We start from the raw sequence: 25,407 nt of genomic DNA, 5'->3' as shown, positions 1-25,407 counted from the left end.
GTCAGGCCTCCTCAACCAGGGGAACCCAGTCCGGCTGGGCCTTGACCCGCGCGAGCCAGGCGCGGATCGCTGGAAATTTTTCCATCTCGTAGCCGCCCTCGCCCGCCATCGAGACGTAGCCGAACATGCCGATGTCGGCGATGGTGTAGCGATTGTCGACAAGCCAATCGTGCATGGCAAGCCAATCGTCGACCTTGGCCAGCGCCACATAGGCTCCTTCCTCAAAATCGGCGATGCGGTTTTTCATCTGATCGGCGATGCCGCGCATATGGTAGAACCGCGGCAGCGCAAGCGCGCGTAGCAAATCCGCCTGCTCGAACGTCAGCCAGCTCGTGACTTCCGCGCGGAGATAGCGATCGTCCGGCAGCAGCCGCGAGCCTTCCGCCAGATAGAGCATGATCGCCGCCGACTCCACGATAGTGCGGCCGTCCTCGAGTTCGAGCACGGGCACGCGCGCGAAGCGGCTCTTGGCCCGAAACGCCGGGTCGCTGGTTGCGCCCTTGGCGAGATCGAGGGTAACGCGCTCGAAGGGGATGCCGAGTTGCGCCAGCAGGATGCGCACTTTCCAGGCGTTGCCGGACAACCGGCTGTCGTAGAGACGCAGCATGATGGACCTGCCTTCCTCAGAGATACGATCGCATGTCGACACCCATGGCCTTCTCGACCTCGGGGAACACGGCTGGGTCGAGCGCGCCCTTGCCGACCGGGAATTTCGACCGGTGCGCGATGATGACGGCGACGCGGCTGCCGGGCTTGGATTCCGATATCGACACCACCTCACCGGTCAAGGGATCCAGCGTTCCGATCATGTCGGGGAACGTTGCAACGCGCTTGCCGGCGAAATCTGCGGTCATGAACTCGTTGTAGACGCCGAGCACCGCTTCGCCGTTCTTGCCGCGCACGGTCATCTGGCCGAGATCGAAGCCGCCGCCATAGGTCACGCTATTTGCCGTGACCTCGCCGTCGACCAGCAATTCCCCGCCGAGGAACTCGACCGTCGCGCGAACGCGATCGGCGCCGCTGGCCGCCAGCATGGCGCGACCGAGGTCGAGCTGGAACGTGATGGCGCCCGGAGCGCCGTTCTCACCGATGAAGCCCGCCGTCAACGGACCCCGCGCGGCATAGATCAATCCCCCATTGATCACCGCCGCCTGTCGCATCACATTGGAGGTGCGGACAATGTCACCTTCCACCTCGATGGCGAATTCCGAGTTCTCGGCCTTGCTGCCGCTGCTCGCGACCTGGGTGATGGAAAGATCGAGCCGCGACGCCAGTCCCATGCCGCCCATTTTCACGGTTGGATGACCGCGCCCGTTCGAGGCCGCATCGATATAGTCGAGCCCGAGCGCGGCGGCGACGAGCCAGGCATTGAAGCCCGGCACATGGCCGCAGATGACGCCGACCGGCGGCTTGTCCAATTTCTCGATCAGCCGCCGCGCCGCATTGATGGAGTCGCGCGGCTTGATCTGCCAGTTCGCAAAACCCGGCGCGCCAACCGCGGTTGCGGTGATGATGGTCGCGTCAGGCGCCAGTTCGTCGAGCGCGACCAGACGGACGCCGCCATTGTCCAGCGCCATGCGGCCGAGCCCGCGATTTTTGTCGACCGCATTCCTGCCGCTGCCGCCCGCCGAGAGCAACAATCCCCCGACAAGCCCCGCTTCCACATCGTCCACCGTCAGCATTCGCGCCATTGCTTTATCCTCCGGCCTCAAGGCCGCACTTTCACATTCGATAACTCGACAGACTCGTTGACACCAAGAAAGGTCGCGAACATCGAGCCAGCCGCTTTCGCCTCCGACGCCGTGCCCCGATAGACCTGCACGCCCGACGACAGCACGCAGACCTGGTCCGCCACATCCAGCGCGCGCGCCGTGTTCTGCTCGACCAGAACGATCGTCATGCCGTCGCGCTTCAACTGCAGCAACGCGCCGAGGCAGATATCGACCATTTTCGGCATCAGTCCAAGCGACAACTCGTCGACCAGCAGCGGGCGAGGCTCGGCCATCAGCGCGCGACCGATCGCCAGCATCTGTTGCTCGCCGCCTGACAGCGAAGCTGCGAGCTGCGTTCGCCGCTCAAACAGCCGTGGAAAATAGCCGAACACGCGATCACGCTTGGCGGCGTCCCGGGAAATCGGACGTGCGTAACCACCGGCCGTCAAATTCTCGTCGACCGTGAGATCGGAAAACAGCTGCCGCCCCTCCGGTACCAGAGAAATCCCGAGACCGACGCGGTCGATGGCGCGGCGGCGCGTAATGTCTTCGCCTCCGAGGAGGATGCGGCCACCGTGGATGTCGACATGGCCCATGATCGCCATGATGGTCGAGGTCTTGCCGGCGCCATTGGGACCGAGCAATGCGAACACCGAGGCTGAGGGAACCTCGAATGACACGTTGTGCACGGCCTCGACCGAGCCGTAACCGCAATTGAGGTTCTCAAGCTTCAGCATGGCTTGCCATCCCCCCGCCAACATAGGCGTCATGTACGACGGGGTCAGCCATGACGACGCGCGGCTCGCCGTCCCCGATCACCCGCCCATTGTTCAGGACGATCAGGCGCCGGCAGATCCGCATGACCTCTTCCAAATTGTGCTCGACCAGGACCACGGTGATGCCGCGGGCATGAACCTCGGCGATGGTCTCGACCTGCTTCGATGCCTCGGTATGGTTGAGCCCGGCCAAGGGTTCGTCGAGCAGGATCACCCGCGGATCGACAGCCAGTGCGCGGGCGACCTCCAGCCGTTTCATCTGGCCGAGCGGCAGCGAGCCGGCGAGCTTGCTTTCGGTCCCCGCCAAGCCGACCTGTGCCAGAATGTGTGCGGCGCGTTCATATTCGCTTCGCCTATTGAGATGCATCAAAGCACGCAATGGCGACGATGTATGACGATATCCGGCACCGAGCGCGACGTTATCCACCACGGTCAATTCGCGAAACGGCCGTACGATCTGGTGGGTCAATGCGAGACCCCGGCGCACCCGTGCCGCTGTCGCGTCCCTGGTCACGTCGACGCCCGAGATCCACACCCGCCCTCGGTCCGGGTGCAACAAGCCGGCAACGACCTTGATCAGAGTGGTCTTTCCGGCACCGTTGGGCCCGATCAGCCCGACGAAATCACCTTCCTCGATCAGGAACGACACGCCATCAATGGCCTGAACGCCGCCGAACCGGATCGCCACATCCTCAAGCCTCAGCGCTGCACTCATGACCTCCTCGCTGCGACGAAGAGGTTTTGCACCATTGCCGCCAAGCCTCCCGGCGCCAGGCGGATCACCAGCACCAGCAGGCCGCCGAACACCAGCAGACGATAGTCGTTCACGAAGCGGATCGCCTCGGGCAACAGGGTCAGGCCGACGGCAGCAACCACAACGCCCCAGGTCGATCCGATGCCGCCGATCACGACCATCGCCATCAGCATGACAGAGAAAATGAAGTCGAATGCATCCACCGTGATGAATTGGGTGAAAAATGTGTAGAGTCCTCCAGCAAGACCGGCGAGCGCCGTTCCGATGCCGAAGGCGGCGAGCTTGTAGGCGCCGGAATTGATACCAAGCGTAGCCGCAGCGCCCTCGTCTTCGCCGACGGCACGGAACGCAAAGCCCATCCAGGACCGACTGATATAAAGGCTCAGGGCAGTGGTCGCCGCTGCGAACAGCAGGATCATCACCATGTTGCCGGCAGCGCCGAGACCGGCCGGCGGAATGCCGCTGATCCCCATCTCGCCACCGAGCCAAGTCTGCTTGCGGACGAAACCAACAAACAGGAAATTGACGCCGATCGTGGTGACCGCGAGAAAATCCGTGCGCACGCGCAGCGAGGCAAAACCGACGATGACACCGAGCACGCTGCCGGTGATCAGCGCGGCTGCGATCGCCATGGGAACGCTGCCGTTTCCGGTCATCGTCAGCGCCGCCGCATAGGCACCAGCGCCGAAAAAGGCGCCGTGGCCTAAACTGATCTGTCCGCAGAAACCGCTGATCATGTTCAGGCTGACCGCCAGAATGACATTGATGCCGATGATCGAGATGATGCTGATTTCGTAAGCGCTCATGCCGTGCGCGCTCCGGTGAACCCTTGCGGACGGATCATCAGGAGCACGATGAGGGCGAGGAATGCGATCGCGTCGCGATCGAGCCAGGCGCCGATAAAAACGGTGCCGTAAGCTTCGACCAGGCCCAGCACCAGGCTTGCGATCAGGGTGCCGCGCACGCTGCCGAGGCCACCGAGAACGATGATGGCGAGCGCCTTGTAGCTCACGACGAAACCGATGCCGGGATCGACCAGATTGTTCATCTCGGCCACCAGGCCGCCGGCGACCGCCGCCAGCGCCGACCCAACGGCGAAGTTGAGATAGCGAACCTTGATCGGATCGATCCCGAAACTCGCGGCGATCTGCGGCCTGGACACGGTGGCGCGCCAGCCGATCCCGATCCGGGTTCGCGTCGTAAACAGATGCAGCCCCGTGAACACCACGGCGGTCGTCATCACGATCGCGATCTGCACCGCGCTGACGGTGACGCCGGAAAAATTGAAGGTCGTGAAGGCGAAAGCATTCCGGTGAAAGGTAATGCCCTGCTCGCCGAACACGATGCGGAACGCGTCTTGCATCAAGACCAGCAACCCGACCGAAGCGATCATGGGGACGTCCGGTCGGTATTTGAGCAGCGGCTCGTACAGCAGGCGATAAATCGCGATGCCGAACAGCGGGGTGATAATGACAGCCGCGAGAAAGCCGAGCAAGATGCTGCCGGTTGCATTGGCGACCAGAACCGTGACATAGGCACCGAGCGCGAACACAGCGGCATGCGCCACGTGCAGGATGCGCAGCAGGCCGTACACAAGGGTCAGGCCTACCGACATCATGGCATACATGCAGCCGAAGCTGATGCCGGTTACGGCCAGATCGATGTAGTACACCGGATCATCCTTTGCCGCAGATGGCGCAAGCCGTCTCTGCCGTCGGCACCCGCATCCGTCTTATTTCTCGGGCGGTGCGAAGGCGGCGAGGTCGGTGATCACGCCGGCCGGTGTGAACTTGCCGTCCTTGATCACGTTGACGCTGATCGGCATCACTATCTCATGCAGGCTGTTGAAGCCGTTGAGATTACCCTCCAGCATCGGGAAATCCTTGGTCGCCGCGAGCGCATCGCGCACCTTGGCCGGATCGGCGCTGTTGGCGCGCTTGATGCCGTCCGCCATCAGCTTTACTGCCGAGTAAGTTACGGCGGCGACGCCCTCCGGCGAATAGCCGGCTCGGCTCTTGAACTCGGTGAAAAACTTCTGCAGCGTCGCGTCCTTCCGGTCGCGGTCGAAGCTGTCCATGATATAGGTTCCTTCGGCGGCCGGCCCGGCGATCTCGACGAACTTCTCGGAATCGAACGCTTGCGAGCCGATGATCGGCACGGTGATGCCGGCTGCGCGGAGCTGGGCGACCAGCGGGCCGGCGGTGAAGAAGTAGCCGGTGGCGTAGACCGCGTCGGGATTGTCTCGCTTCACGCTTGCGACGATCGAGCCGAACTGGCGGTCCTTGAGCGAATAGCTGTATTTGTTGAGGACCTCGATGCCGTATTTGCCGGACGCCTCCAGAAATCCATCCATCGTCGCCTGCCCGTAATCATTATCCATCGTGATGGTGGATACTTTTTTGATTCCGAGGTTCTTGCCGATGTAAAGCGCAGTCGCCGCGCCCTGGGGCGGACCGAGATGGACGAGGCGAAACATGTAGTCTCCGGCGCGGGTGATGTCTGGATGCACGCCGTAGGCGGAAATCATGACGACGCCGGCTTTCTGGAACACCGGAGCCGCCGCACGGCCCGACGCCGAATAGCTGCCATTGACCACCAGCCTGACGCCGTCTTCGCCGATCAGTTTGTTGGCGGTGAAGATCGCTTGGTCAGATTTGGCCTGGTCGTCATAGGTGACGAGTTCGACTTTCTGGCCGAGCACCCCGCCGGCGGCGTTGATGTCCTCGACCGCCATGGTGGCTGCGATCTGCGCCGATTTGCCATCGGTCGCCGAGGGGCCCGTCAGCGGCACCTGGAAGCCGATCTTGATGTCGGCGTGCGCCGGCATCGTTGAGGCAAGCCCAAGAATCAGCGCGCTGGCGAAACCGATGAACAGCTTCTTGTTCCGCACCGGCGTTTTGGGGATCTGGTTCACGATGGCTTTCTCCATTGAAAGGGGCGTCACGTCACGTAGCCTAGACAAGCCGATTTTCGCGCAATATTTCGCGGGCACGCGCCAGCGCCGGCCGCGTCGGCCGCGCCAGTTCCCAGTCGCGCCGGTCGTCCTCTTTGCGCGTCGCATCGATGCCGAGCTTGCCGATGGTGCCATCCCGCTCGAGGGGCTCGGAACGATCGGCGCGAACGCCGGGAACGATGACAAAATCGCGTTCCGGCTTGCTGCGCGTGGCTTGCGCCCATTCCACTTCAAGCGCGTTCCAGGGATCGATGTCGTCATCGACAATGATCACCTGCTTGATCAGGTTGACGGCGGCCCAGACGGCGAACATCACCTTGCGTGCCTCGCCCGGACGCGGCCCGTGCAGCGCGACCACGGCATGCAGGCGGCCAGCCCCGCCGACGCCGACGGCCACATTGGAAACCGAGGAGACGGCACTGCGGATAGCGCGCACGAGGCCCGCGGCAATCGCGACGCCGCCGAGCAGGCAATGCTCGGGATGGTAGCCCGGCAGGATGATCTGGAAGATTGAGTCGCTGCGGCGGGTCAATCGCGAAAACGTCGCGACGACGCCCGCGCCGTAATTTTCATACATACCGTGGAACTCGCTGACCGGTCCCTCGGTGAAGGGTTCACCGGCATCGAGGCTGCCTTCCAGCACGCATTCGCAATGCGCCGGGACCAGAAGACCGGACCCGGCGCAGCGGACCACCTCGAGCGGCTCCCCCAGCAGCGCGCCGGCGATCGGAAGTTCATCCTCGCCAAGCCCGAGATAGAGACAGGCGGCCACCAGAACCGCGGGATGATTTCCGACGCAGACCGCGATATCCAGTTTTTCGCCGCGTGCGTAAGCCGCCCGCGCCAAAACGGCGAGATGGTGGTTGGGCGCGATTCCGACGAAGGCGCGGTTCCCACCCAGCGGCATCAAGCGCGCGATCGACAGGTTGGTGTGGCCGGTGACCCGGTCCTTCGCGACGATCGCGCCGGCTGTGACATAAGCCCCGCCCTCCTTTTCGAAGAAGCGCGGGATCGGCAATTCGTCCGCCAGCGACGGACCCGCAATGACTTCCTGCTGGCAGGGTCCGGACCGCAGCACGCGATGTGGCAGAGGCTTTTCGATCGCCGCCAGCAACGACGCCTGAATTTGGTCGACGGTGGTGCCCAGTCCGAGGGCAAACCGTGGCAGTGAATTAAGCAGATTGCCTACCACCGGCATCGTAACTGCGCCGGATGCGGATTCGACATTGGTAAAATGCAGCGCCGGGCCGCTGTCGATCTCCGCAAGGCACCCGGCAATTTCATAGTCCAGCTGTATCGGCTGTGCGATCGACGCGAGTTCGCCGGCCCCCCGCAGGGCGGACAGGAACGCGCGTATTGACTGGCGGGAATGCGTCGCCTCGCTGTTGATGGCATCCTTGGCGTGCACGTCTGCCTGACCCCTGCGAAACATGTCTGCGAGCAACCCCGGATTCGTCGATCCGGAAGCGGATTGCCGCATCAGGATCATATCGGTCATTGCGGCCCGGTCCATGTCTACCTGCGGCGAACCAGGGCATAGGCAAAAACGAAAGGCCTAGTGACGAAGCGACGCGCAGGGAATATGATTTGTCACAATCCCGCGAGATCCGATGGTCGAACTGCGTACCCTGGCCTATTTCGTGACCGCTTGCCGATCCGGCAGTTTTACCCAAGCCGCGGCGGATCTTGGCATCGCAGTATCGACGCTCAGCACCACCATGAAGGCACTCGAACGCGAGGTCGGTCTCTCGCTTTTCCGGCGGATCAACAACAACCTTTATCCAACCGACTCGGCGCGAGCGTTGATACGCGGCGCCGATCCCTTGCTGATGGCTGAGCTGTTCGCCCGCCGCTGGGTCGCCGCACCGGCGAAGGCCACGCTTAGACGGTTGACCGTCGAGACCGGCCTGAGCTTCACCATCGGCGGACTGAGCAAGGCGCTTCGCCACGCCGTCGACCGAATGGGTGTTGAGCGTCCTGACGTTTTCGTCGATCCGCTATGGGCCGACGAAAAGGATATTCCGCATCTCGGCGGCATGGCTGAAGAATGGGGCGACGGAAAATCCAGCCGCATCACCCTGGCGTTGGGTGATGAAAGTCCGCGGGCGTCGAAGCGGGCCACAACGCTGCTGTCGGATCGGTGGGTGTTCGCCTGCCGAATGCCCGCGGGCACCCCGCATTATCCGAAGGCGGCCGATCTGGCGGCAGGCCGGCTGGTGGTGCCGTTGCTGTCACCGCCTTTGATCGAGCAGGCCGAACGCTATTTCAGTCAGCACAGGATCAGCGGCGTGCGGTATCTCGGCGATCATCCGGGTGACCTGCCGCGGATCATGGATGATTATCCGGACGCGGCCCTTTTTGTGCCGGAGACACTGGTTTCTCCGCGTCTGGGATTGCTCAACGTCGTAGCGGTCGTGCCGGAAAAACCGCTGACGACGAAGATCGTCGCCCGCGCGGCGGAGCCGGACGCCGTGACGGCATTGTTCGTGCGCCATTTGCAGCGCGCATTGACGGAGACCAAGCCATCTCGGGCCGAACGTCCTGTCGTCAGCCTGCGGCAAATTCGCTATTTCAACCTGGTGCAGCGGCTCCGGCGTGTGTCCGCCGCGGCGCGCGGCGCCAATATCAGCCAACCCGCGCTCAGCGAACAGATCCACAAGCTGGAAGTGTCCCTGGGTGGCGCGCTGTTCGAGCGGCATGGCGACGGCATGATACCGACCGACAAGGGAGAGCGGTTCGATCGGATCGCGAGGCTGATCGAAGCCCGGTACCGGCAACTTTCCACCGGCGATGCCGGCGCGGCGGCAGCGCAGAGCCGGCGGATTGCCTTGGGAATTTTGCCGTCGGTCAACCAGCACGGCTTCCTCGTCAACCGGATCACAGAGGCCATGCTGGACGTCCAGGCGCGCCATCCGGCCCTGAAACTCGTGATCCGGGAGGCGCCGAACGGCACGCTGCAGGACTGGGTGATACGCGGTCTGGTCGGCGTGGCGATCGTTGAAACCGTGCTGCCCCAAATGCCACGCCTGCCGCTCGGCTCATCCGAACGGCTGGCGGCGATCGTCCACACCCGTCACAGCATGCTGCCCCCGGGCCCGGTGACACTCGCCGACCTCGCGCGCCTGCAACTCGCCTTGCCGACCAACCGCTTCGGGTTGCGCCAGCTGCTCGACGGTGCGGCCGAACAGCACGACATCCGACTGCGGCCCTATATGGAGATTGACGCCCTGCCGATGGCGGTTGCGATCCTGGCGCGGCTGCCGGTATGCACGGTGCTGCCGGCATCGGCAGTGGAGCGCGAAATCGCCGCCGGCGACCTGGCCGCTCACCCGATCATCGAGCCGACGATTTCGCGGCGGCTGTTCGTGATCTATTCCGGCGAGCGCACCCTGAGCGAATCCGAACGCGGCCTGGTCAACTCGCTGCGAAGGAAATTGTCCGAGCCAGCGAAGCGAGCTGATGCCCTCTTTTAAGACGCTTCGAGAATTTGTGCTGTTATGCGGCTTCACCACCCCGGCTTCGCGGCAAGGACTGATCGAGCGCCCTGACCGCCTGATAAATGACCGCCGCGCCGGCCGCGATTGCTTCGCGGTCCGCCCATTCCTCCGGGGCGTGGCTCTTTCCCTTGCGGCAAGGCACAAAGACCATCGCCGACGGCGCGATCCGACTCATGAATGCTGCATCGTGGCCGGCGCCGCTCGGCAGGTCCATTTCGCCAAGACCGAGATCATGCGCGCCCTGCCGCAAGGCGGCGCGCAGATCCGGATCGCAGGCCACCGGGGGGCCATCCGACAAGGTTTCGAATTTGGGGCGCGTCACCTTAGCCGCTGCGGCATGGGCCGCGCTCTCGAGATCGATGGTGCCGACGAAACGCGCCGTCAATTCCGGATTGGTGGTGCGTGCATCGATGACCAGCCTGCAGCGCCCGGGCACGATGTTCGACGCCGAAGGCTCGACCGTCAGGATGCCGACGGTGGCGACAAAATAATTCTCCCCCTCGGCGGCAAGCTGCTCGGCGACACGGCGAACCGCCGCGACGGTGTTGGCGGCCGCCGCCAACGCATCGTGGCGCAGCGCCATCGGCGTCGTACCGGCATGATCGGCTTCGCCCTGGAACACGATTTCGATACGGCGGATGCCGACGATCGATGTGACCACACCGACATCGAGCGACCGCGATTCGAGTACGATGCCTTGCTCGATGTGCAACTCCAGAAAGGCGCTGATATCGTTGCGTTTGGCCTCGATGAGCCGATCGGGATTGCCGCCGACCCGCCGCAAGGCGTCACGCAACGTTTCGCCGCCGGGCTCGGTGAGATCGAGCATCTTGCCGTCCAGCGAGCCCGTCATGCCGCGGCTGCCGACACATGACAGGCCATATTCGCTGGGCTCTTCGGCGAGAAAATCGATGATTTCGATGGTGTGATCCAGCCGCGCGCCGGACTGGCGCAGGGCGCGCACGATCTCGAGCCCTGTCGCCACCCCGGCGATGCCATCGAAGCGACCGCCGGACGGCACGGTATCGCTGTGCGAGCCGATCGCGATGACGCCGAGTTCGGGATTGTTGCCCTCGATCCGGCCGATCAGATTGCCCGCCGTATCGATCCGGGTTACCAGTCCCGCCTCTGCGAAGCGCTGCGCGAGCCAGGCGCGGCCTTCGAGAAACAACGCCGTGAACGAGCGCCGGGTGTAGGGCCGCACCGGATCGGTAATGTCGGCCAGCGCCATCACATCGGCCCAAAGGCGATCGGCGTCGAGCGGAAGATTTGTTTTCATCGGTTTCCGTAATTAGTGGGAGCGAAGCGGGCTGACGAAGCGGCCCTTGCCAGGTTCGGCCAGCACACGCCCGTCGGCAGCAACGCAGTCGCCCCGCAGATAGGTCTCGACCGCACGGAATGGCAACTCAATTCCGTCATACGGGCTCCAGGATACGAAGTTATTCCCGCTGGCTGCCGCGTTGTAACGATGGAGATCGCGGCGCATCAACACGATGTCCGCATCGCGGCCGACCTCCAGCGCGCCCTTGGCATGCATGATCCGGAACAGAGCGGCGGGATTATGGGCCAGCAGGCGCGCGGCATGGGTCAGGGAAAGCTTGCGCTCGTCCAGCCCTTTCAAGAGCAGCGCGTACAGGGCTTCGAGGCCCGGAATTCCCGAAGCATTCTTCAGCATGTTCGGATCGGTCTTGCGATCCTCCGACCAACTCACGTGATCGGTCGAGACGATCGTGACATTGCCTGCGTCGAGATGACTCCACAGTGCCTCGACCTCGTGACGCGGCCGCAGCGGCGGATTGATCTTGGCCTTGCCGCCGAGCCGGCGAACGTCGTTGTCTTCGTCGAGCGTAAGGTAGTGCACGCAGGCCTCGATCGTTGCGCCATGGCCCTGCGCGCGATAGGCGGCGGCCAGTTCATAGCCGCGGCCGATCGAGCTGTGGACGATATGCACCGGGCAGCCGGCGCCCGCACCGAGTTCGAACACTTCAGCGGTCGCCAGCGCCTCGGAGATCGGCGGCCTCGACAGGCCGTGCGCGGTGTAATCGGTAATGCCCCTGGCCTCGACCTCCGCCATGAAGGCCCGGACCATCTCGTCGTTCTCATTGTGGATGCCTGCGATCAGCCCTCTTTTGCCGACGGCGCAGAAGCTTTGGTAGAGCATGTGCGGCGGGATGCGCGGAAACCGCTTTGGGTGCGTGCCGAAGGTCGAAAACTTGAACGCGGCGGCGCCGGCCTCAACGAGTTCATCGACCCGCGCCGCGCCCTCCTCCGGATCGATGGTCGCATAAAGCGCGAAATCCACGCGCGCCTGCGCGGCAGCCTCTTTGGCCTTGGTACGAAACCGCTCGGCAGTCGCGATCAGGCAGTTGTCGTCATAGGGCATGTCGACTATGGTCGTGACGCCGCCCGCCGCGGCGCTGCGCGTCGACCAGACGAAATCCTCCTGGCCTAACTGGCTGCGGCTGTGGACCTGCGCATCGATCGCGCCCGGGAATACCAGAAATCCTTGCCCTCCATGCTTTTCGCCGTCGGGCGAGCCGCCTGACCCAACCGATTGCACCTTGCCATCACCAACCAGAACATAACCGTTGTCGACGATCCGGTCAGGAAGAACGATCGTTCCCGCAAAGACCTTGTCAACCATCGCTATCCCTTTCCTGTTCGGCGATATCCGCAGCTCTAACGTAGACGAAGGGCACACCAGCTACTAATCTGGTTCAAGCGAAGTTGCCGATAGGAAAAACTGAAGAGCTGGTTCGCGAAAAGGCCGGGCACAGTCCGGCACAGGTAACACTGCGCGGCGCCCGCTTGCTTTGCAAAGTCTCCGGTCCCAGTCGCATAGGACGCCACTTCGCAAATGACCCGGTCATTTTGAGCTGACCCTTGCGCTCGATTTTCGCGATACAAGCTCGATCGGCAGCTCAATCATGGATTTCACGCCCCTTCCCGCCAATTCATCGAGAAGGCAGTTTGCTGCAACCTCGCCGATTCGGGCGACCGGCAGATGGACGCTCGTCAGTGGTGGAAATATGTGGGCGGACATTTCGATATTGTCGATGCCGACGACGGACAACGCCTCGGGGACCGTGAGCCCCCCGCGAATGCACTTCTTCGATGCACCCGATGGCGAGCATGTCGATGCCGCCAATGAGAGCCGTCGGCGGCTGTTCCAGAGCGAGCATCGACGAGCAACCGGTTCGACCACCGGCGAGGGTTAAGGGTTGTTCGCTAACCAGCCAGTCCGGCAAATCGAGCGCGGCTGCGCGAAGCGCCGAGCGAATTCCCGTAAGGCGCGCCGTTTGCCGGTCGTTGAATTGAAGGCCGCCAACGACGGCGCCGATCCGTTTGTGCCCGAGTTCGACGAGATGTCGTGCGGCAAGCACGCCTGCTTTTTCGTTATCAACGACGATCGAACTTGCGCGATCATCGCCACACCATGTCAGGACGATGGCGACGCCCGCCCCTTGCAGCAGTTGCCAGATGGCTGCGGGGCGTTCCGCGCCGACCAGGATGAGTCCATCGACACCGCGGCCAAGCAGGATACGAATGGCTTCGGCCTCGGCTGCTGCGTTGTAATCATGAGAGGCAACAAGAAGCTGAAAGCCTTGCCGCGAGAGTTCAGTCTGCATCGCCTGCAGCGCGCGTGCGAAAATGGCGCTGTCCAGCGTCGGCACCACCGCGCCGACCGTCATCGAGCGTCCCGAGGCCAGCGCCCGCGCGGCCCCGCCCGGCACATAGCCCAGACGCGCGGCGCTCAGTCTGACCCGCGCGAGTGTTGCGGAATTCACGAGCTCCGGTTGGGCGATGGCGCGCGAGACCGTGGCCGGCGAGACGCCGGCGTCGCGTGCGACGTCAAGAAGTTTGATCCGCCGGTTGAAAGCCATGCCGTGCCCACTGAAAATATTTTCAGTCCTTCTACCGCCGCGGTGGCCGCAGTTAAATAGCAGAAAAGTACATTGACAAGCACCATTCGCGCTAGGAAGCTGAAAGCGCTTTCATAAAACTCCTGGAAACGCGGGATGATCGGGCGGCGCCGGACAGCGATTGGATTTGCGACGCTCGCCGTCCTCGTGTTGCTGTGGTTCGCCTTGACGACATGGACCGGCATCGTTTCGGCCGGACGATTTCCCTCGCCCGCCGATTTTTGGTTTTCGCTGGTTCAGATCGCGACCCGCGGCTATGCCGGCGGCGAGCTTTTCACCCACGCCTTGCACAGCCTGATCCTGGTCGCGGTCGGATTTGTCGTCGCCGTCACCACGGGAGTGCCGATCGGCCTGTGGATGGGCTGGAGCCGGCGCGCGGAGGCTGCCATCAACCCTGTGTTCCTCATCATCCGGCCGATCCCGCCGCTGGCCTGGATTCCGCTGGCCATCCTGTGGCTCGGCCTCGGCGACGCCGCCAAGATCATGGTGATCTGGTTCGCGGCCTTCGTGCCTTCGGTGATCAATTCATTTTCCGGCATTCGCGACATCGAGCGGCCGATCATCGAGGCGGCACGCATGATGGGAACGCCGCGATGGCGCTTTGTCGCGGAGATTCTGGTTGTGTGTACCGAAAACGCTATCCGGGTTGATGACATGATGGAATCGCCTAAGCTGGCGAAATGATCTGGCTTTTGTGTTTCGGTTTGGCCGCCTTGACCTCGCCATGCAAGTCGAAGATCCGGCTTGAGGCCGAAAATGCCGCGCTCCGACATCAGTTGCTCGTTTTGCGGCGCAAGCTGCGCGGGCGCGTCAAACTCGCCAACAGCGATCGCTGGTTCTTCATTCAGTTATATCGCTGGTTTCCATCGATCTTGGAGGTCCTCACGGTCATCCGTCCCGAGACGCTGGTTCGTTGGCATCGGGCCGGCTTTCGCTGCTACTGGCGTTTGAAGTCGCGCCCATTGGGAGGGCGACCGCAGATCGCCACGGAGTTGCGCGGATTGATCCGGCAAATGAGCATGGAGAATCCGCTTTGGGGCGCGCCACGCATTCACGGCGAACTGCTCAAGCTCGGGTTTGAGGTCGCGCAGTCGAGCGTCGCCAAGTACATGGTCAAACGGCGGGGGCTTGGGTTCACGACACAAGTGCAACACCTGCTAGGGTGTTGTGGCGATGGGAAAATGTTATGGCCAGCTCAGCCTTGAAGAGCGTGTTGAGATCTACCGCCTGCATGCAGGCGGTAGATCTCAAATCGAAATTGCTTCTGCGCTTGATCGGTCGCCGTCAACGATCAGTCGGGAATTCGAGCGCAACTCCCGGCCCACCAAGGTCTGGGCGGGGGGCTACGAGCCTGTCCGGGCGCAGCAATTGGCCGAGCGTCGGCGCCGGCAGGATGGCCGCTTCAAGCTGGCGCGCCAGCCGGACCTACGGGCCTGCGTGGGAAAAAGCCTTGCGATGGGACATTCCCCGGAGCAGATCGCTGGCCGACTGGCGCTGGAGCATGGTCGCGTCATCATCAGCCATGAGTCAATCTATCGTTTCATCTATCATCGTACGGCCCAGAAGGATTATTGGCATCGCCTGCTGCCGCGCCATAAACTCAGACGAGGCCGCCGCCGACGCCCAGGCGGCAGTCCCGCCAGCTTCATCAAACAACGGCGCGCGATCACCGAACGGCCCGCCGAGGTCGAAGGTCGCGAGGTGCCGGGCCATTGGGAAGCCGACTTCATGCTGTTCGCCCGATATGGCCAAGGGTTGCTGGTTCTCCAGGAACGGCAAACCCGCTTCAGCATGGTTCAGCATCCGCTCGATCGAAAAGCGGTTCTTACCGCTCGGACCATCGCTCGCCAACTCGGCAAGCTTCCACAGGCGATGCGCAAAACCATCAGCTTCGACAACGGAACCGAGTTCGCCGAGCATCACAGGCTTCACGAAACCCTCGGCGTCCAAACCTTCTTCTGCGATCCCCACAGTCCCTGGCAAAAAGGCGGCGTGGAAAACTCCATCGGGCGCTTACGACGCTCACTGCCACGTAAAACTGACCTCAAGCTCATCACGGCAGCCGCACTCAAGCGATACGTTCGGCGCCTCAACGACACCCCACGCAAATGCCTGGACTTCAAGACCCCCGCCGAGGCATTCTCCAAACTCAAATCAATCGTTGCACTTCAAACGTGACTCCATCCGCCCAGTCAGGGATGGCGGACCTTCCTGCGTAATCACGCGCCGGACATTGCCGCCATGGACCTGTTCGTTGTGCCGACCATCGGCTTCGATCTGCTCTACGCCTACATCATAGTGCGGCTGGATCGCAGAGAGCTGGTCTGGATCAGCGTCACAACACATCCGACCGCCGAATGGGTTGCACGCCAGATCACAGAAGCGTTCCCGTGGAATGAGGCTCCGCGCTACATGATCCGCGACCGGGATCGCATCTATGGTCCCGTCGTCACACGCCGATTGCGCGCCATGGGCATTCGGGACAAGCCCATCGCACCGGCCTCACCTTGGCAGAACGGCTTTGCCGAACGGCTGATCGGATCGATCCGGCGCGAGTGTTTGGACCACGTCATTGTCTTGGGCGCGATACATTTGCGTCGAATTCTAAAATCTTACGCCGATTACTACAATTGCGACAGAACACATCGATCGTTGAACAAGGATGCGCCGGTTTCTCGCCCGGTTCAGCCAACCGGTGTGATCAGTTCACGCGCCATCCTGGGCAGACTTCATTACTACTATGGCCGTGCTTAAGTTTTCGGTACAGACAGCTTACAGCGACCACTGCCCGACGACGCGCTCAAGATCGTCATGCGCGGCGTCGACAAGGAAGACAAGGCCGCCGCGTGACCGATCGCGGCTGGCAGCATCCAGTTACCCGACGGACGAATGTTGGTCACATTGCATGACGCGGCCACCTACATCACTGGGCTACCGAAAAAGGAAGCCGCAGAGCCTGAATGGCAGGCAGCGGTCGGGGCGCTCATGCTCGTCGCCGATCGCAGCGGACTCACCAAGTTTGCTCGGATCGACGTAATGATCATTGGGGCAAACGCAAACTCGCGCGCGATTGAGGAAGCAGGAAGCCGTCGAGGTCGCAGCATGAGTCCGCCGGCCCAGAGGCCGGCGTGTGCCCGTCCCGGTCGTCGCAGTCACAAGGTGAACCGTCGGTAAGAGTGCCGGTCCCGTCTGCCGTGGTCACAACGACATCGCCCGCGACAGGCTCGACCCAGCCCAATGCGCTGGGCCAGCATCATGCAGCCAACACAGTCAGAGCAAATTGGTGCGTGACATAAAAGAAAAACGGCGGAAGATCTGCCGTGACAGGCTCGTTCCTTCCTGGGGGAAATCACGAGGAGGTCACCATGAGGACAACTCAGCTCTCCGTAATAGTGTTTGCTGTGCTTACCTTCAATGCCGTCGCCGCGGAACCTCAGAAGCTGTGGGAGACGAGTGGCTTCAAGCAGCCCGAGTCGGTCGTCTTTGACCGAGCCGCGGGGGCCATTTATGTGTCGAACGTCAACGGCGATCCGATGAAAAAGGATGGCAACGGCTTCATTTCAAAGCTCGGGCCGGATGGAAAGGTCGTGACAATGGAGTGGGTCAAAGGTCTCGACAGTCCGACCGGGCTCGCGCTTGCCAACGGCAAGCTGTACGCCGCAGACGTGGATCGGATTGCGGAAATCGACATCGCCAAGGGCGAAATCACCAAGCGATACGAGGCACCCGGATCCAAGTTCTTGAACGACCTCGCGGCTGACAAGACGGGACGGGTCTACGCATCCGACATGGTGACAAACAGCATTTGGGTGCTCGACGGCGGCAAGCTGTCTCTCCTGATGCAGGATGACGCGCTCGACAACCCGAACGGGCTCCTCGCCGAGGACGGGAGGCTTGTGGTCGCGTCGTGGGGCAAGATGGCCCCGGACTTCTCGACCAAGGTGCCCGGCCACATGAAGGCGGTCGATCTCGCGACGAAGAAAGTGTCTGCTCTTGGTGACTCGACACCGGCCGGCAATTTCGATGGCGTCGAGCCCGATGGCAAGGGCGGCTATCTTGTCACCGACTGGGTAAGCGGCGGCCTGTTCCAGGTTGCGAAGGACGGCAAGCCGACGCGCCTGCTTCCGCTCGCGAAGGGGAGCGCCGATCTCGGCGTGGGGCCGGACGGCATCATCATGATCCCGATGATGATGGACGGCACTGTTCACGCTTACAGGCTCGACACACGCTGACGATATTCGTAGCCGAGAGGTCCCTTCCCTTTAACGTGGGAGTGTATCCGTTGGCCCATTTCCATTTCTGTGGCCTGCGATTGCACTGAACCAAGATGCCACACATCAGCGTATCCAACCCCCGGCTCCTGAGGAGCGAGGCACTCGCCCCAGCATTTCCACATGAGGCCGTCACCCGCTGTTCAATCGGCGCCTGTCACGGATAGCCAAATGTGGCGGCCTCATTGGGCGCCGAGCCCCGTCCCCGGCACTTTTCAAGCCGCGGTTGCGCGGCTGCCGTCGCGAGTGCGGGAGTAGGAAGCCACTCCCGACCATCATTCCGGGATTGCCCTCCGGGCGATGGTCGAAATGTGCAATCCGTAGGTGCTGGCGCACACCGGGTCCGCTGGATCCTATCAGGATGGCCGCGGCTCTTGCTTGAAATCGTGAATCGATTTTGGACGCACGGTGATGAGCGTGGTCGCAGAGAGGCGCGAGTAGGAGGGGCATGGGCGACCAAGCGACTGATGCAGACGAGGCCTCCGCGGAAACCGCCGCGCAGGCGGCCCTCCATCGTATCGGTCTGGCGCTTTCCGGCGGCGGCATTCGTGCCGCCGTCTTCCATCTCTGCGTCCTGCGGCGAGCACCTGCTGGAGAACGTGTCGATCGTTTCGACCGTGTCCGGGGTAGCCTCGTCACAGCGGCCGTCATCTCCCAGAGCGGCATGAAGTGGCCGACGTCTGAGGACTACCCGGGCTCGGTCTATCCCGAGCTCCGCCGGCGGATTGTTATTCGGCCTGAAGGCCGATTGACAGTCGGAGACGCGCTGCGGGTCAGTCGACTGATCACCGCGAATGCACGTTTTTGAGGCGGTTCAATGAGCCCTCGCGTGGCCAGATTACCTACCGTTTCGCTCCTTGCGCTTTCGCAGGTCCCCGAGCCAAACGATAGGCCCCCGCAGGTTGTCGCCCCTTCCCCTCAGCCGAGCATCCCTCCGGTGACGGGAAAATTCGAACCTATGCGCCAAACTAGCCAGTTTCGAGTGTGCTACCCAGATGCTCCTCAGTATCCAGCGGCCGGGACGCGTCGTGAGGAAAGGACGGGTCATTTGATGTATCAGGGATGTCACCAAACCTTTACACCAATGACGCTGGATTATTCCGTTAACGATCTTCAGAGGAGTGCAAAAAGGTCTCGCGCCATAGGCGAGCTTACGAGCTCGCTCGCCTTTTTCATGGTCCGATGAAAATCGATCGGACCGTCGACCTTACGTTTTGACCGTCAGAGACTAGGTCAACTTGAAGCCTATATGACCCCTCCCTTAGCGCATGCTTTCCGCCGACATAGGCCACATAAGTTGCCTTCCGCCCCTCAAGGGATTTTGTCTCGAAGTTCAAGATCGTTTTTCGATCCGGATCGACCAGACGCATTCTGAAAAGGCTTTCCGGCTCGACGTTGATGGCCCAGACCCAAGCGATGACCGGTTCGGATATCGTCGGCACGGGCGGATCGCCGCTGCGGACCAGGCTCGAAGATTCGGGCGGAGCGTTGGTCAGCCCTATCAACAAGATCGCCGACGTCGATCGAGTGAGCGCGTCCCTAACGCTCGGCTCGAACAGGCTTCGCGTCGTGTCGCCGCATTGCTCCCCCGCCGCATCGAGCAGCCGTCCAGTGAGCGGCTCGAGCCGCTGGCCGTCGCGGCGGACAGACAGATGCACGTGCGGAAATTCGGCGAGCCCCGAAGCGCCGATCGAGCCGAGGGAGTCGCCCTTTCCCACGCGCGTTCCCGGCCTGACCGCGATGCTGCCTTCCTTGAGGTGGCAATACTGCGAGACCAGTCCGCCGGCGTGCTCCACGACGACGCCGTTGCCGCATTCCTTCCCCTTGAGATCCCCGTCCTGAACGCGGTCGTAGATGCGGTCCGGAACGCCGTCCCTTGTTCTGGCGACGGTGCCCTCGGCGATGGCGATCACGGGCGACGGGCGGTCAACGTCCTTAAGCGAGCGCACGCGGATGTCCCAACCATCATGGCCCTGGTACGTCGCCCTCCCGCAGAGCGGATCCAGCGCCTGTTCGCTGGGATCGATGTCCGGCATCTGCTGGACGAAGCAATCCTCGCCGAGTCTGCAGTTGACCGGCAGTCCCAGGCGGAGCGGCGCCTCCGACTCTGCAGCGGGAGCCGGGGCAGTTGTCGCCGCGAGAATCCAGATCGCGAGCAGCACCCATGCAAGTCCGCGCCAGCGAGGCCAAGTGCGCGCGCCCTCAGGCGAGTTCATTGCTATAATGGCGAGCAGATGTCTTACTCCTCCCGGAACGATTTCATCATCTGATCCGCGAACGGCTTGATCAGGTACGACAATGCGGTCCTGTCGCCGGTCGTCAGGAAGATCTCGACCGGCATTCCCGGCACGATCGGCTTGCCCGCGACCTGTCTCTGGCCGCCCGCGATCGCGATGGTGCTGAGATAGTACGTCTGTCCGGTAGCCTGGTCCAAGGTTGCTGCTGCCCCGATGGTTTCGACTATTCCCGACACCTCCGGCGTGGTCCGCTGGTTAAAGGCGGAAAAGCGCAGGCGGGCGGGCTGGCCCGCCACCGCCTGGTCAATGTCGGTCGGCGACAGCTTCGCTTCGACGACCAGGTCGGCACTTTCGGGCACGATGGACATCAGCGTGTCCTTCGGACCGATCACGCCGTTGACAGAGTTGACGGCGAGCTCGTTGACGGTGCCGGCGATCGGCGAGCGGATCACCATGCGCGACAGGCGGTCCAACGAAGCGACGATCCGCTCCTGAAGCTCCGCGAGCTTGCCATCCACCTCGCGCAGATCCCGCTGACCGTCGGTGCGCGCCTGCTGATCAAGTTCGATGATCTTGATCCGCGATTCGCTGATCTGCCCCTTGACGCGCGCGATGTTGGCGTCGATCTCGCCCTTAAGCCCGTCTAACTTGACGAGATCGCGCTCCATGGTGCGGATTTTTCCGATTTCTATGAAACCCTTGTTGTAGAGCGGCGTCAGACGCTCGAGATCGTCCTTGACCATCTTGCGCTCGCTGGCGTTGGCCTCCTGTTGCGCCGTCAGCCCGCGGACCTGCTCCTCGAACTGCGCGATTTGCAGCGACAACTGATCGCGCCTGGCCTCCCGCACCGCCACGTTCTCGTTGAAGAGCCGGATCTCGCCCCGCGCGATCTCCGCCGTGAACGGGTCGTGCTCGAACCGGGAATCGAACCTGATGGCCGTGGCCCCGTCGCGCTCGGCCACATGCCGCGCCCTGCGGCCCTCCAGCTCCGCGCGCTGCCCCTTGAGCACGCCGAGTTCCGCCTTGGTCTGGGTTTCGTCGAGCCTGACGAGGACGTCGCCCGCCTTTACGGCGTCGCCGTTGGCGACCAGGATCTCGCCCACGATGCCACCATCGCGGTGCTGGATCAGCTTGACCTGCTTCCTGACTGCGACCTTGCCTTGCGCGATCACGGCGCCGGTCAGCTCGGCGTGCACCGCCCAGCCGCCGCATCCCCCGATCAGGGCGATGGCCAGAACGGCCGCCATCGCCACGCGCGAGCGGATGCCGAACGACTTGTCCGCACCGCGCGCGGCCCGTTCCGTGGGCTTTAGGTCCATCGCTCAATCTCCGTTGTTATAACCGGCACGAGTCCGCGGTTCCACGTTCAGGGGTGCGCGTTGGTTTGCTGGGGGGCCGTGAAAACAAAATTGCTCTCGTCGAGAACGAGGTTGCCGTCCAGCACGATCTCGAAATCGTGCTCCGCGTCGCCGTCGAGGTGGCCGGAGACGATCGTGATCTCCTGGTCGGAGACGATTTCGTGGCGGTAGCCGACGGCGCCGACCTCGTCGAACGTGGCTTGGTCCGCGCCGGCGAAGAACAGCTTGCGGCCGGAGAAATCGTCGAATTCCTGTCCGACTCTGGAAAGGTCGAGCCTGTCGCCGACGCTGAAGTCCACGATGTGGTCGCGCGGCCCGCCGTCGTTCTTCAACGCGGCCAGGTTCTGGAACACGAAGGTGTCGTTGCCGTCGCCGCCCTCCATGATGTTCACGTGGGCGTCGGCCACCAGGCGGTCGCGGCCGTGGCCACCCTGCACGTTCTCGATCTCGAAGATCTGCGCGCTCTGCCCGTCGCAGATTTCGACGATGCCGTCGGGCAGGTCTACGTTCTCGTCGAACACGATCTGCGACAGATCCAGCGTGTCGTCGCCGGCCCCCCCGTGAATGACGTCGTGGCCCGCCTCGACGCCGAGGACGATCACGTCGTCGCCGCAGCCGGCGTCGATGCAGTCGTTGCCCGCGCCGCCCTGCAGGGTGTCCTCGCCTGCGCCGCCCGAGAGCGCGTCGTCGCCGGTCCCGCCGTCCAGGTCATCGTCGCCGGCATCCCCGCGGAGGGTGTCATTGCCGGCGCCGCCGTCGATGCGGTCGTTTCCTTCGCCGCCGTGGACCGTGTCGTCGCCGGCCCCCCCTGCGATGCAATCGTCGCCGGCGCCGCCGAGCAGGGTGTCGTTGCCGGTACCGCCGTCGATGTGGTCGTTGCCTTCCCCGCCCTCGATCCTGTCGTTGCCGTCGTCGCCATGGAGGCTGTCGTTGCCAGCACCGCCTAGGAGCGTGTCGTTGCCCTGCCCGCCGGACGCAAAGTCGTCGCCATCGCCGCCCAAGATCAGGTCATTCCCGTCCTCGCCGTAGAGGACGTCGTCGCCGGCTTCGCCGAACAGCGTGTCGTTGCCAGCGCCCCCGAAGATGACGTCGTTGCCCGGGCCTCCGAACAGGATGTCGTCGCCGTCGCCGCCCACCAGACGATCTTTGCCCTCACCCCCGTAGATCGTGTCGGCGCTTTCTCGACCGTAAACGATGTCATTGCCGGCGCCGGCGTCGATCACGTCGACCAGGGGCGTTCCGATCAGGAAATCGTCGCCTTCGGTGCCATGGATTTCTTCGTCCGGCGCGGCGTGCAGATCCGCGTGCGCCGTCTGGACGATCGAGGCGGTGCCGTCGGAGATGCGGTAGTTGAACTGGACGGGGCCGATGTCGTCGTGTTCCGGCGTGTAGAGCCAACGGTCCGCTCCCAACGCCTGCAGCGATCCGTGGTCGACCTGGAGGGCCTGCACCGAAAGCCGGTCGCCGTCCGGATCGCTGGCGCCGTTCAGCAATTGGCCGAGCGAGATGATGAAGGCTTCGTTGACGAGCCCGCTGCCGAGATCGACCGCGCCCGCGCTCACCGGCACATGGTTGACGCGCTTCGGCGGATCGGGAGGCGGATCCTTGCTCGCCGGCGGCGGCTTCTTGGGCTCATCGCCCGGGGGCTTGTTGCGGTCATCCGGAGATCCGCCGCCGCCGCCGCCGCCGCCGCCGCCGGCGGCCGGTGTGGCCTCTGCTGCGGCCGGCGGCCGTTGATGCGCGGGAGCCGGCGCGTTCTGGTTGGCCGGGACCAAGGACAGCCGCGGCCCCTCGGTCCTGGCGAATCTGAGCCTGTCCGGATCGACCGCCGGCTCGAACGCCTCGTTCATCGATACGGCTTGCAGCCCGAAGGCGCGGACGAGCTCGGACGATCCGGTGCCCCGCTCCACGGCGATGGGCGGCGCGGGCGACGTATCCGTTTCCGGCTGCGTTGGCGCGTCCTGAGAGTCCGCCTTCGGCTGATGGGGTGCCTCCTCCTTGCCGTCTCCGAACACCTGCTTCAGCAGAAGTCCCCACGATGCGAGCAGGATGGCAGGCACGATGGAACTGACGCGAGACCGTTCTTCGATGAGCGCGAAGCGCCGCGCAGGCGCATCGAGCGCGCTACGGTCCGGAATTCCCAACGACAGCCGTTCGTCCATAGCTACCTCCCGCTGATCAGGCCGTCGCCGCGGCGGGGAACGGGATCGGCGTCGCCGGCGCCCCGATCACCTTGTCCTTCGGTCCGAACGCGACCAGCTTGCCGCCCTGCACCACGCCGACGTAGTCTACCGCCGCCAGCGCCTTCGGACGGTGCGCGATCACGATCACGATCCCGCCGCGCGCCTTGACGCCTTCGATGGCCTCGCCGAGGGCCGCCTCGCCCGGCGCGTCGAGGTTCGAGTTCGGCTCGTCCAGCACGACGAGGAAGGGATCGCCGTGGAGCGCCCGCGCCAAGCCGATACGCTGCCGCTGGCCGGCCGACAGCGCCGTGCCCGACGGCCCGAGTTCGGTCTGGTAGCCGTCCGGCATGCGCGTGACCATCTCGTGAATTCCGGCGGCCTTTGCCGCGGCGATGATCTTGCGGGCGTCGGGCTCGGTCTCGAACCGCGAGATATTCTCGGCGATGCTGCCGTCGAGCAGCGAGACATCCTGAGGCAGGTAGCCGATATGCTCGCCGAGGGCATCGGCGCGCCACTGGTCGAGATCCGCCTCGTCCAGCCGGACCTTGCCCCTGAGAAGCGGCCAGACGCCGACGAGACCTTTGGCCAGCGAGGTCTTGCCGCCGCCGCTGGGGCCGATCAAGCCGAGCGCCTCGCCCGCCTTGAGTTCGAAGCCGACCTCGCCGACGAGGACGGTGCCGCTGCCGGGCGCGACGACGGTAATGCCTTCGACCTTGAGGCTCGCGCAGGGCTTGGGAAGCAGCAGGACGTGGCTGCCATCATCGGCCACTGCGAGCGTCTGCTTCAGACGATTGAAGCTGCGCCGCGCCGCGGCGATCACCTTCCAGTTGCCGATGGCTGAATCGATCGGAGCCAGCGCCCGTGCCGAAGCCACCGAGCAGGCGATGATCGCGCCCGCCGAAAGTTCGCCCTTGATGGTGAGGAACGCGCCGAGCCCGAGCAGCGCCGACTGCAGGATCATGCGCATCACCTTCGCCATCCCGCCGAAGCTGCCGCTGATGTCGCTGGTTCGGGTCTGCAGCGCCAGATGTCGGGCATTGGCGGTTTCGAACCGGGCCACGGCGCGGCCGCCGAACCCCATCGCGCGCAGGATGTCGGCGTTGCGCGCGTGCGAATCCGCCAGCGTGGAGCGCAGCACCGCCGCCTGGTGGGTTTCCTTGCCGGCCCGCCGCGTCAGCAGTTCGGTTGCCACCGTGAGCGACATCAGGACCACCGCGCCGGCCAGCGTGACCAGCCCCAGCACAGGGTGGAGTAGGTAGACGAAGCCGAGGAACAGCGGCATCCATGGCAGGTCGAAGAAGGCGATGGGGGCTTGGCTGCCGAGGAAGCCGCGCACGACATCGACGTCGCGGCCCCGCTCCAGCGCCTCGGAGGTCGAGTAGCCGTAGCGCGCCATCTCGATGACGACGTGGTGCGCCAAGGGCGCCAGCCTGGCGTCGAGGCGGGCCCCCAAGCGGACCAGGATCTGCGAGCGCAGGATGTCGAACATGCCCTGGAACAGATAGAGCCCGATGGCGAGCGCGGAGAGCGCCGCCAGGGTCGGGATGCTGTGGCTGGTCAGCGCCCGGTCGTAGATCTGCAACATGTAGAACGAGCCGGTCAGCGCCAGTAGGTTGATGATTCCGGACATTCCCAGCAGGACGAAACCGATGCCGCGGTAGCTGCCGATCGGATTTTCTGTCGAATTCTTTCGCTTCGCGTTCTTGCTCATCGTGTCCTGCCCTGCCCTTGGCTTCAGTGACG

At 63.6% G+C, this 25,407-nt stretch carries 22 protein-coding genes and 1 pseudogene; 7 read left to right on the top strand and 16 right to left on the bottom strand.

The features are described from left to right. Position 1: 1 nt before the first annotated feature. The 8 genes from B5527_RS19415 to B5527_RS19380 are packed head-to-tail and all read right to left on the bottom strand — an operon-like array spanning position 2 to position 7,693. Positions 2-607, bottom strand: coding sequence for a glutathione S-transferase family protein (locus tag B5527_RS19415; RefSeq protein ID WP_079602961.1), 606 nt, complete (start codon positions 605-607; stop codon positions 2-4). A 16-nt stretch (positions 608-623) separates the two neighbouring features. After that, positions 624-1,691, bottom strand: a complete 1,068-nt coding sequence (locus tag B5527_RS19410; RefSeq protein ID WP_079602960.1) for a DUF917 family protein — start codon at positions 1,689-1,691, stop codon at positions 624-626. Positions 1,692-1,708: 17 nt separating this feature from the next. Next, the gene (locus tag B5527_RS19405) at positions 1,709-2,449 is read right to left on the bottom strand and encodes an ABC transporter ATP-binding protein (protein WP_079602959.1); all 741 of its coding nucleotides are present in this window, start codon (positions 2,447-2,449) and stop codon (positions 1,709-1,711) included. Continuing rightward, entirely contained in the window at positions 2,436-3,203 is a 768-nt protein-coding gene (locus B5527_RS19400) for an ABC transporter ATP-binding protein (RefSeq protein WP_079602958.1), read from the bottom strand. Before B5527_RS19400 ends, B5527_RS19405 begins: the two co-directional genes overlap by 14 nt. Beyond that, positions 3,200-4,048, bottom strand: a complete 849-nt coding sequence (locus B5527_RS19395; protein ID WP_079602957.1) for a branched-chain amino acid ABC transporter permease — start codon at positions 4,046-4,048, stop codon at positions 3,200-3,202. Before B5527_RS19395 ends, B5527_RS19400 begins: the two co-directional genes overlap by 4 nt. After that, positions 4,045-4,914, bottom strand: coding sequence for a branched-chain amino acid ABC transporter permease (locus B5527_RS19390; protein WP_079602956.1), 870 nt, complete (start codon positions 4,912-4,914; stop codon positions 4,045-4,047). The genes B5527_RS19395 and B5527_RS19390 overlap by 4 nt, the downstream gene beginning before the upstream one ends. 60 nt (positions 4,915-4,974) lie before the next feature. Further along, positions 4,975-6,156, bottom strand: a complete 1,182-nt coding sequence (locus B5527_RS19385; RefSeq protein ID WP_172842607.1) for an ABC transporter substrate-binding protein — start codon at positions 6,154-6,156, stop codon at positions 4,975-4,977. 40 nt (positions 6,157-6,196) lie between these two features. Then, complete coding sequence (locus B5527_RS19380) at positions 6,197-7,693, bottom strand: UbiD family decarboxylase (RefSeq protein ID WP_172842606.1); 1,497 nt, start codon at positions 7,691-7,693, stop codon at positions 6,197-6,199. Between the two features lie 112 nt (positions 7,694-7,805). On the opposite strand from B5527_RS19380, the gene B5527_RS19375 reads away from it, so the two are divergent. Continuing rightward, the gene (locus tag B5527_RS19375; protein ID WP_079602953.1) at positions 7,806-9,668 is read left to right on the top strand and encodes a LysR family transcriptional regulator; all 1,863 of its coding nucleotides are present in this window, start codon (positions 7,806-7,808) and stop codon (positions 9,666-9,668) included. A gap of 22 nt (positions 9,669-9,690) precedes the next feature. On the opposite strand, the gene B5527_RS19370 is transcribed toward B5527_RS19375, so the two are convergent. The 4 genes and pseudogenes from B5527_RS19370 to B5527_RS19360 all read right to left on the bottom strand — a co-directional run. Then, positions 9,691-10,971 (bottom strand): Zn-dependent hydrolase, encoded by a 1,281-nt coding sequence (locus tag B5527_RS19370; protein ID WP_079602952.1) that lies wholly within the window; start codon positions 10,969-10,971, stop codon positions 9,691-9,693. 12 nt (positions 10,972-10,983) lie between these two features. Further along, the gene (locus tag B5527_RS19365; protein ID WP_079607384.1) at positions 10,984-12,342 is read right to left on the bottom strand and encodes a dihydroorotase; all 1,359 of its coding nucleotides are present in this window, start codon (positions 12,340-12,342) and stop codon (positions 10,984-10,986) included. Between the two features lie 216 nt (positions 12,343-12,558). Then, on the bottom strand, positions 12,559-12,765 hold the full coding sequence (locus tag B5527_RS47680) for a substrate-binding domain-containing protein (protein ID WP_425305080.1): 207 nt from the start codon (positions 12,763-12,765) through the stop codon (positions 12,559-12,561). Then, positions 12,755-13,576: pseudogene (locus tag B5527_RS19360) on the bottom strand (LacI family DNA-binding transcriptional regulator); the annotation flags it as partial. The pseudogene B5527_RS19360 and the gene B5527_RS47680, both read right to left, overlap by 11 nt. A gap of 135 nt (positions 13,577-13,711) precedes the next feature. Here B5527_RS19360 and B5527_RS19355 point away from each other — a divergent pair. From B5527_RS19355 to B5527_RS19325, 6 genes are all read left to right on the top strand, one after another. Beyond that, positions 13,712-14,299, top strand: coding sequence for an ABC transporter permease (locus B5527_RS19355; protein WP_079602950.1), 588 nt, complete (start codon positions 13,712-13,714; stop codon positions 14,297-14,299). 20 nt (positions 14,300-14,319) lie between these two features. Then, a complete protein-coding gene (locus B5527_RS19350; protein WP_197689316.1) occupies positions 14,320-14,820 on the top strand; it encodes a hypothetical protein in 501 nt (166 codons plus the stop codon). Then, positions 14,789-15,793, top strand: coding sequence for an IS30 family transposase (locus tag B5527_RS19345; RefSeq protein WP_079602949.1), 1,005 nt, complete (start codon positions 14,789-14,791; stop codon positions 15,791-15,793). The genes B5527_RS19350 and B5527_RS19345 overlap by 32 nt, the downstream gene beginning before the upstream one ends. A 63-nt stretch (positions 15,794-15,856) precedes the next feature. Further along, positions 15,857-16,369 carry an integrase core domain-containing protein gene (locus B5527_RS19340; RefSeq protein ID WP_079602948.1) on the top strand — a complete coding sequence of 171 codons (513 nt, stop codon included), beginning with the start codon at positions 15,857-15,859 and terminating at the stop codon, positions 16,367-16,369. Positions 16,370-16,980: 611 nt separating this feature from the next. Next, positions 16,981-17,847 (top strand): SMP-30/gluconolactonase/LRE family protein, encoded by an 867-nt coding sequence (locus B5527_RS19330; RefSeq protein ID WP_079602947.1) that lies wholly within the window; start codon positions 16,981-16,983, stop codon positions 17,845-17,847. A gap of 487 nt (positions 17,848-18,334) precedes the next feature. Continuing rightward, entirely contained in the window at positions 18,335-18,694 is a 360-nt protein-coding gene (locus B5527_RS19325) for a hypothetical protein (protein ID WP_079602946.1), read from the top strand. 364 nt (positions 18,695-19,058) lie between these two features. On the opposite strand, the gene B5527_RS19320 is transcribed toward B5527_RS19325, so the two are convergent. The 4 genes from B5527_RS19320 to B5527_RS19305 form a co-directional block, all read right to left on the bottom strand. Continuing rightward, the gene (locus B5527_RS19320) at positions 19,059-20,048 is read right to left on the bottom strand and encodes a peptidoglycan DD-metalloendopeptidase family protein (protein WP_172842605.1); all 990 of its coding nucleotides are present in this window, start codon (positions 20,046-20,048) and stop codon (positions 19,059-19,061) included. A gap of 77 nt (positions 20,049-20,125) precedes the next feature. Continuing rightward, positions 20,126-21,442 (bottom strand): HlyD family type I secretion periplasmic adaptor subunit, encoded by a 1,317-nt coding sequence (locus B5527_RS19315; protein WP_079602944.1) that lies wholly within the window; start codon positions 21,440-21,442, stop codon positions 20,126-20,128. Positions 21,443-21,489: 47 nt separating this feature from the next. Beyond that, complete coding sequence (locus B5527_RS19310; RefSeq protein WP_079602943.1) at positions 21,490-23,643, bottom strand: cadherin-like domain-containing protein; 2,154 nt, start codon at positions 23,641-23,643, stop codon at positions 21,490-21,492. Positions 23,644-23,659: 16 nt separating this feature from the next. After that, a complete protein-coding gene (locus B5527_RS19305; RefSeq protein ID WP_079602942.1) occupies positions 23,660-25,375 on the bottom strand; it encodes a type I secretion system permease/ATPase in 1,716 nt (571 codons plus the stop codon). Positions 25,376-25,407: the final 32 nt, after the last annotated feature.

Source organism: Bradyrhizobium erythrophlei, assembly GCF_900129425.1.
Lineage (GTDB): Bacteria > Pseudomonadota > Alphaproteobacteria > Rhizobiales > Xanthobacteraceae > Bradyrhizobium > Bradyrhizobium erythrophlei_C.
This window is presented reverse-complemented; position numbering and strand designations above follow the sequence as displayed.

Excerpts from the sequence above, each read along its gene's own strand:
- B5527_RS19380 (WP_172842606.1), bottom strand. The coding sequence starts at position 7,693 with ATGACCGATATGATCCTGATGCGGCAATCCGCTTCCGGATCGACGAAT.
- B5527_RS19345 (WP_079602949.1), top strand. The coding sequence starts at position 14,789 with ATGGGAAAATGTTATGGCCAGCTCAGCCTTGAAGAGCGTGTTGAGATC.
- B5527_RS19310 (WP_079602943.1), bottom strand. The coding sequence starts at position 23,643 with ATGGACGAACGGCTGTCGTTGGGAATTCCGGACCGTAGCGCGCTCGAT.
- B5527_RS19340 (WP_079602948.1), top strand. The coding sequence starts at position 15,857 with ATGGACCTGTTCGTTGTGCCGACCATCGGCTTCGATCTGCTCTACGCC.
- B5527_RS19325 (WP_079602946.1), top strand. The coding sequence starts at position 18,335 with ATGGGCGACCAAGCGACTGATGCAGACGAGGCCTCCGCGGAAACCGCC.
- B5527_RS19415 (WP_079602961.1), bottom strand. The coding sequence starts at position 607 with ATGCTGCGTCTCTACGACAGCCGGTTGTCCGGCAACGCCTGGAAAGTG.
- B5527_RS19330 (WP_079602947.1), top strand. The coding sequence starts at position 16,981 with ATGAGGACAACTCAGCTCTCCGTAATAGTGTTTGCTGTGCTTACCTTC.
- B5527_RS19405 (WP_079602959.1), bottom strand. The coding sequence starts at position 2,449 with ATGCTGAAGCTTGAGAACCTCAATTGCGGTTACGGCTCGGTCGAGGCC.
- B5527_RS19395 (WP_079602957.1), bottom strand. The coding sequence starts at position 4,048 with ATGAGCGCTTACGAAATCAGCATCATCTCGATCATCGGCATCAATGTC.
- B5527_RS19410 (WP_079602960.1), bottom strand. The coding sequence starts at position 1,691 with ATGGCGCGAATGCTGACGGTGGACGATGTGGAAGCGGGGCTTGTCGGG.
- B5527_RS19305 (WP_079602942.1), bottom strand. The coding sequence starts at position 25,375 with ATGAGCAAGAACGCGAAGCGAAAGAATTCGACAGAAAATCCGATCGGC.
- B5527_RS19375 (WP_079602953.1), top strand. The coding sequence starts at position 7,806 with ATGGTCGAACTGCGTACCCTGGCCTATTTCGTGACCGCTTGCCGATCC.
- B5527_RS19355 (WP_079602950.1), top strand. The coding sequence starts at position 13,712 with ATGATCGGGCGGCGCCGGACAGCGATTGGATTTGCGACGCTCGCCGTC.
- B5527_RS19400 (WP_079602958.1), bottom strand. The coding sequence starts at position 3,203 with ATGAGTGCAGCGCTGAGGCTTGAGGATGTGGCGATCCGGTTCGGCGGC.
- B5527_RS19315 (WP_079602944.1), bottom strand. The coding sequence starts at position 21,442 with ATGGACCTAAAGCCCACGGAACGGGCCGCGCGCGGTGCGGACAAGTCG.
- B5527_RS19370 (WP_079602952.1), bottom strand. The coding sequence starts at position 10,971 with ATGAAAACAAATCTTCCGCTCGACGCCGATCGCCTTTGGGCCGATGTG.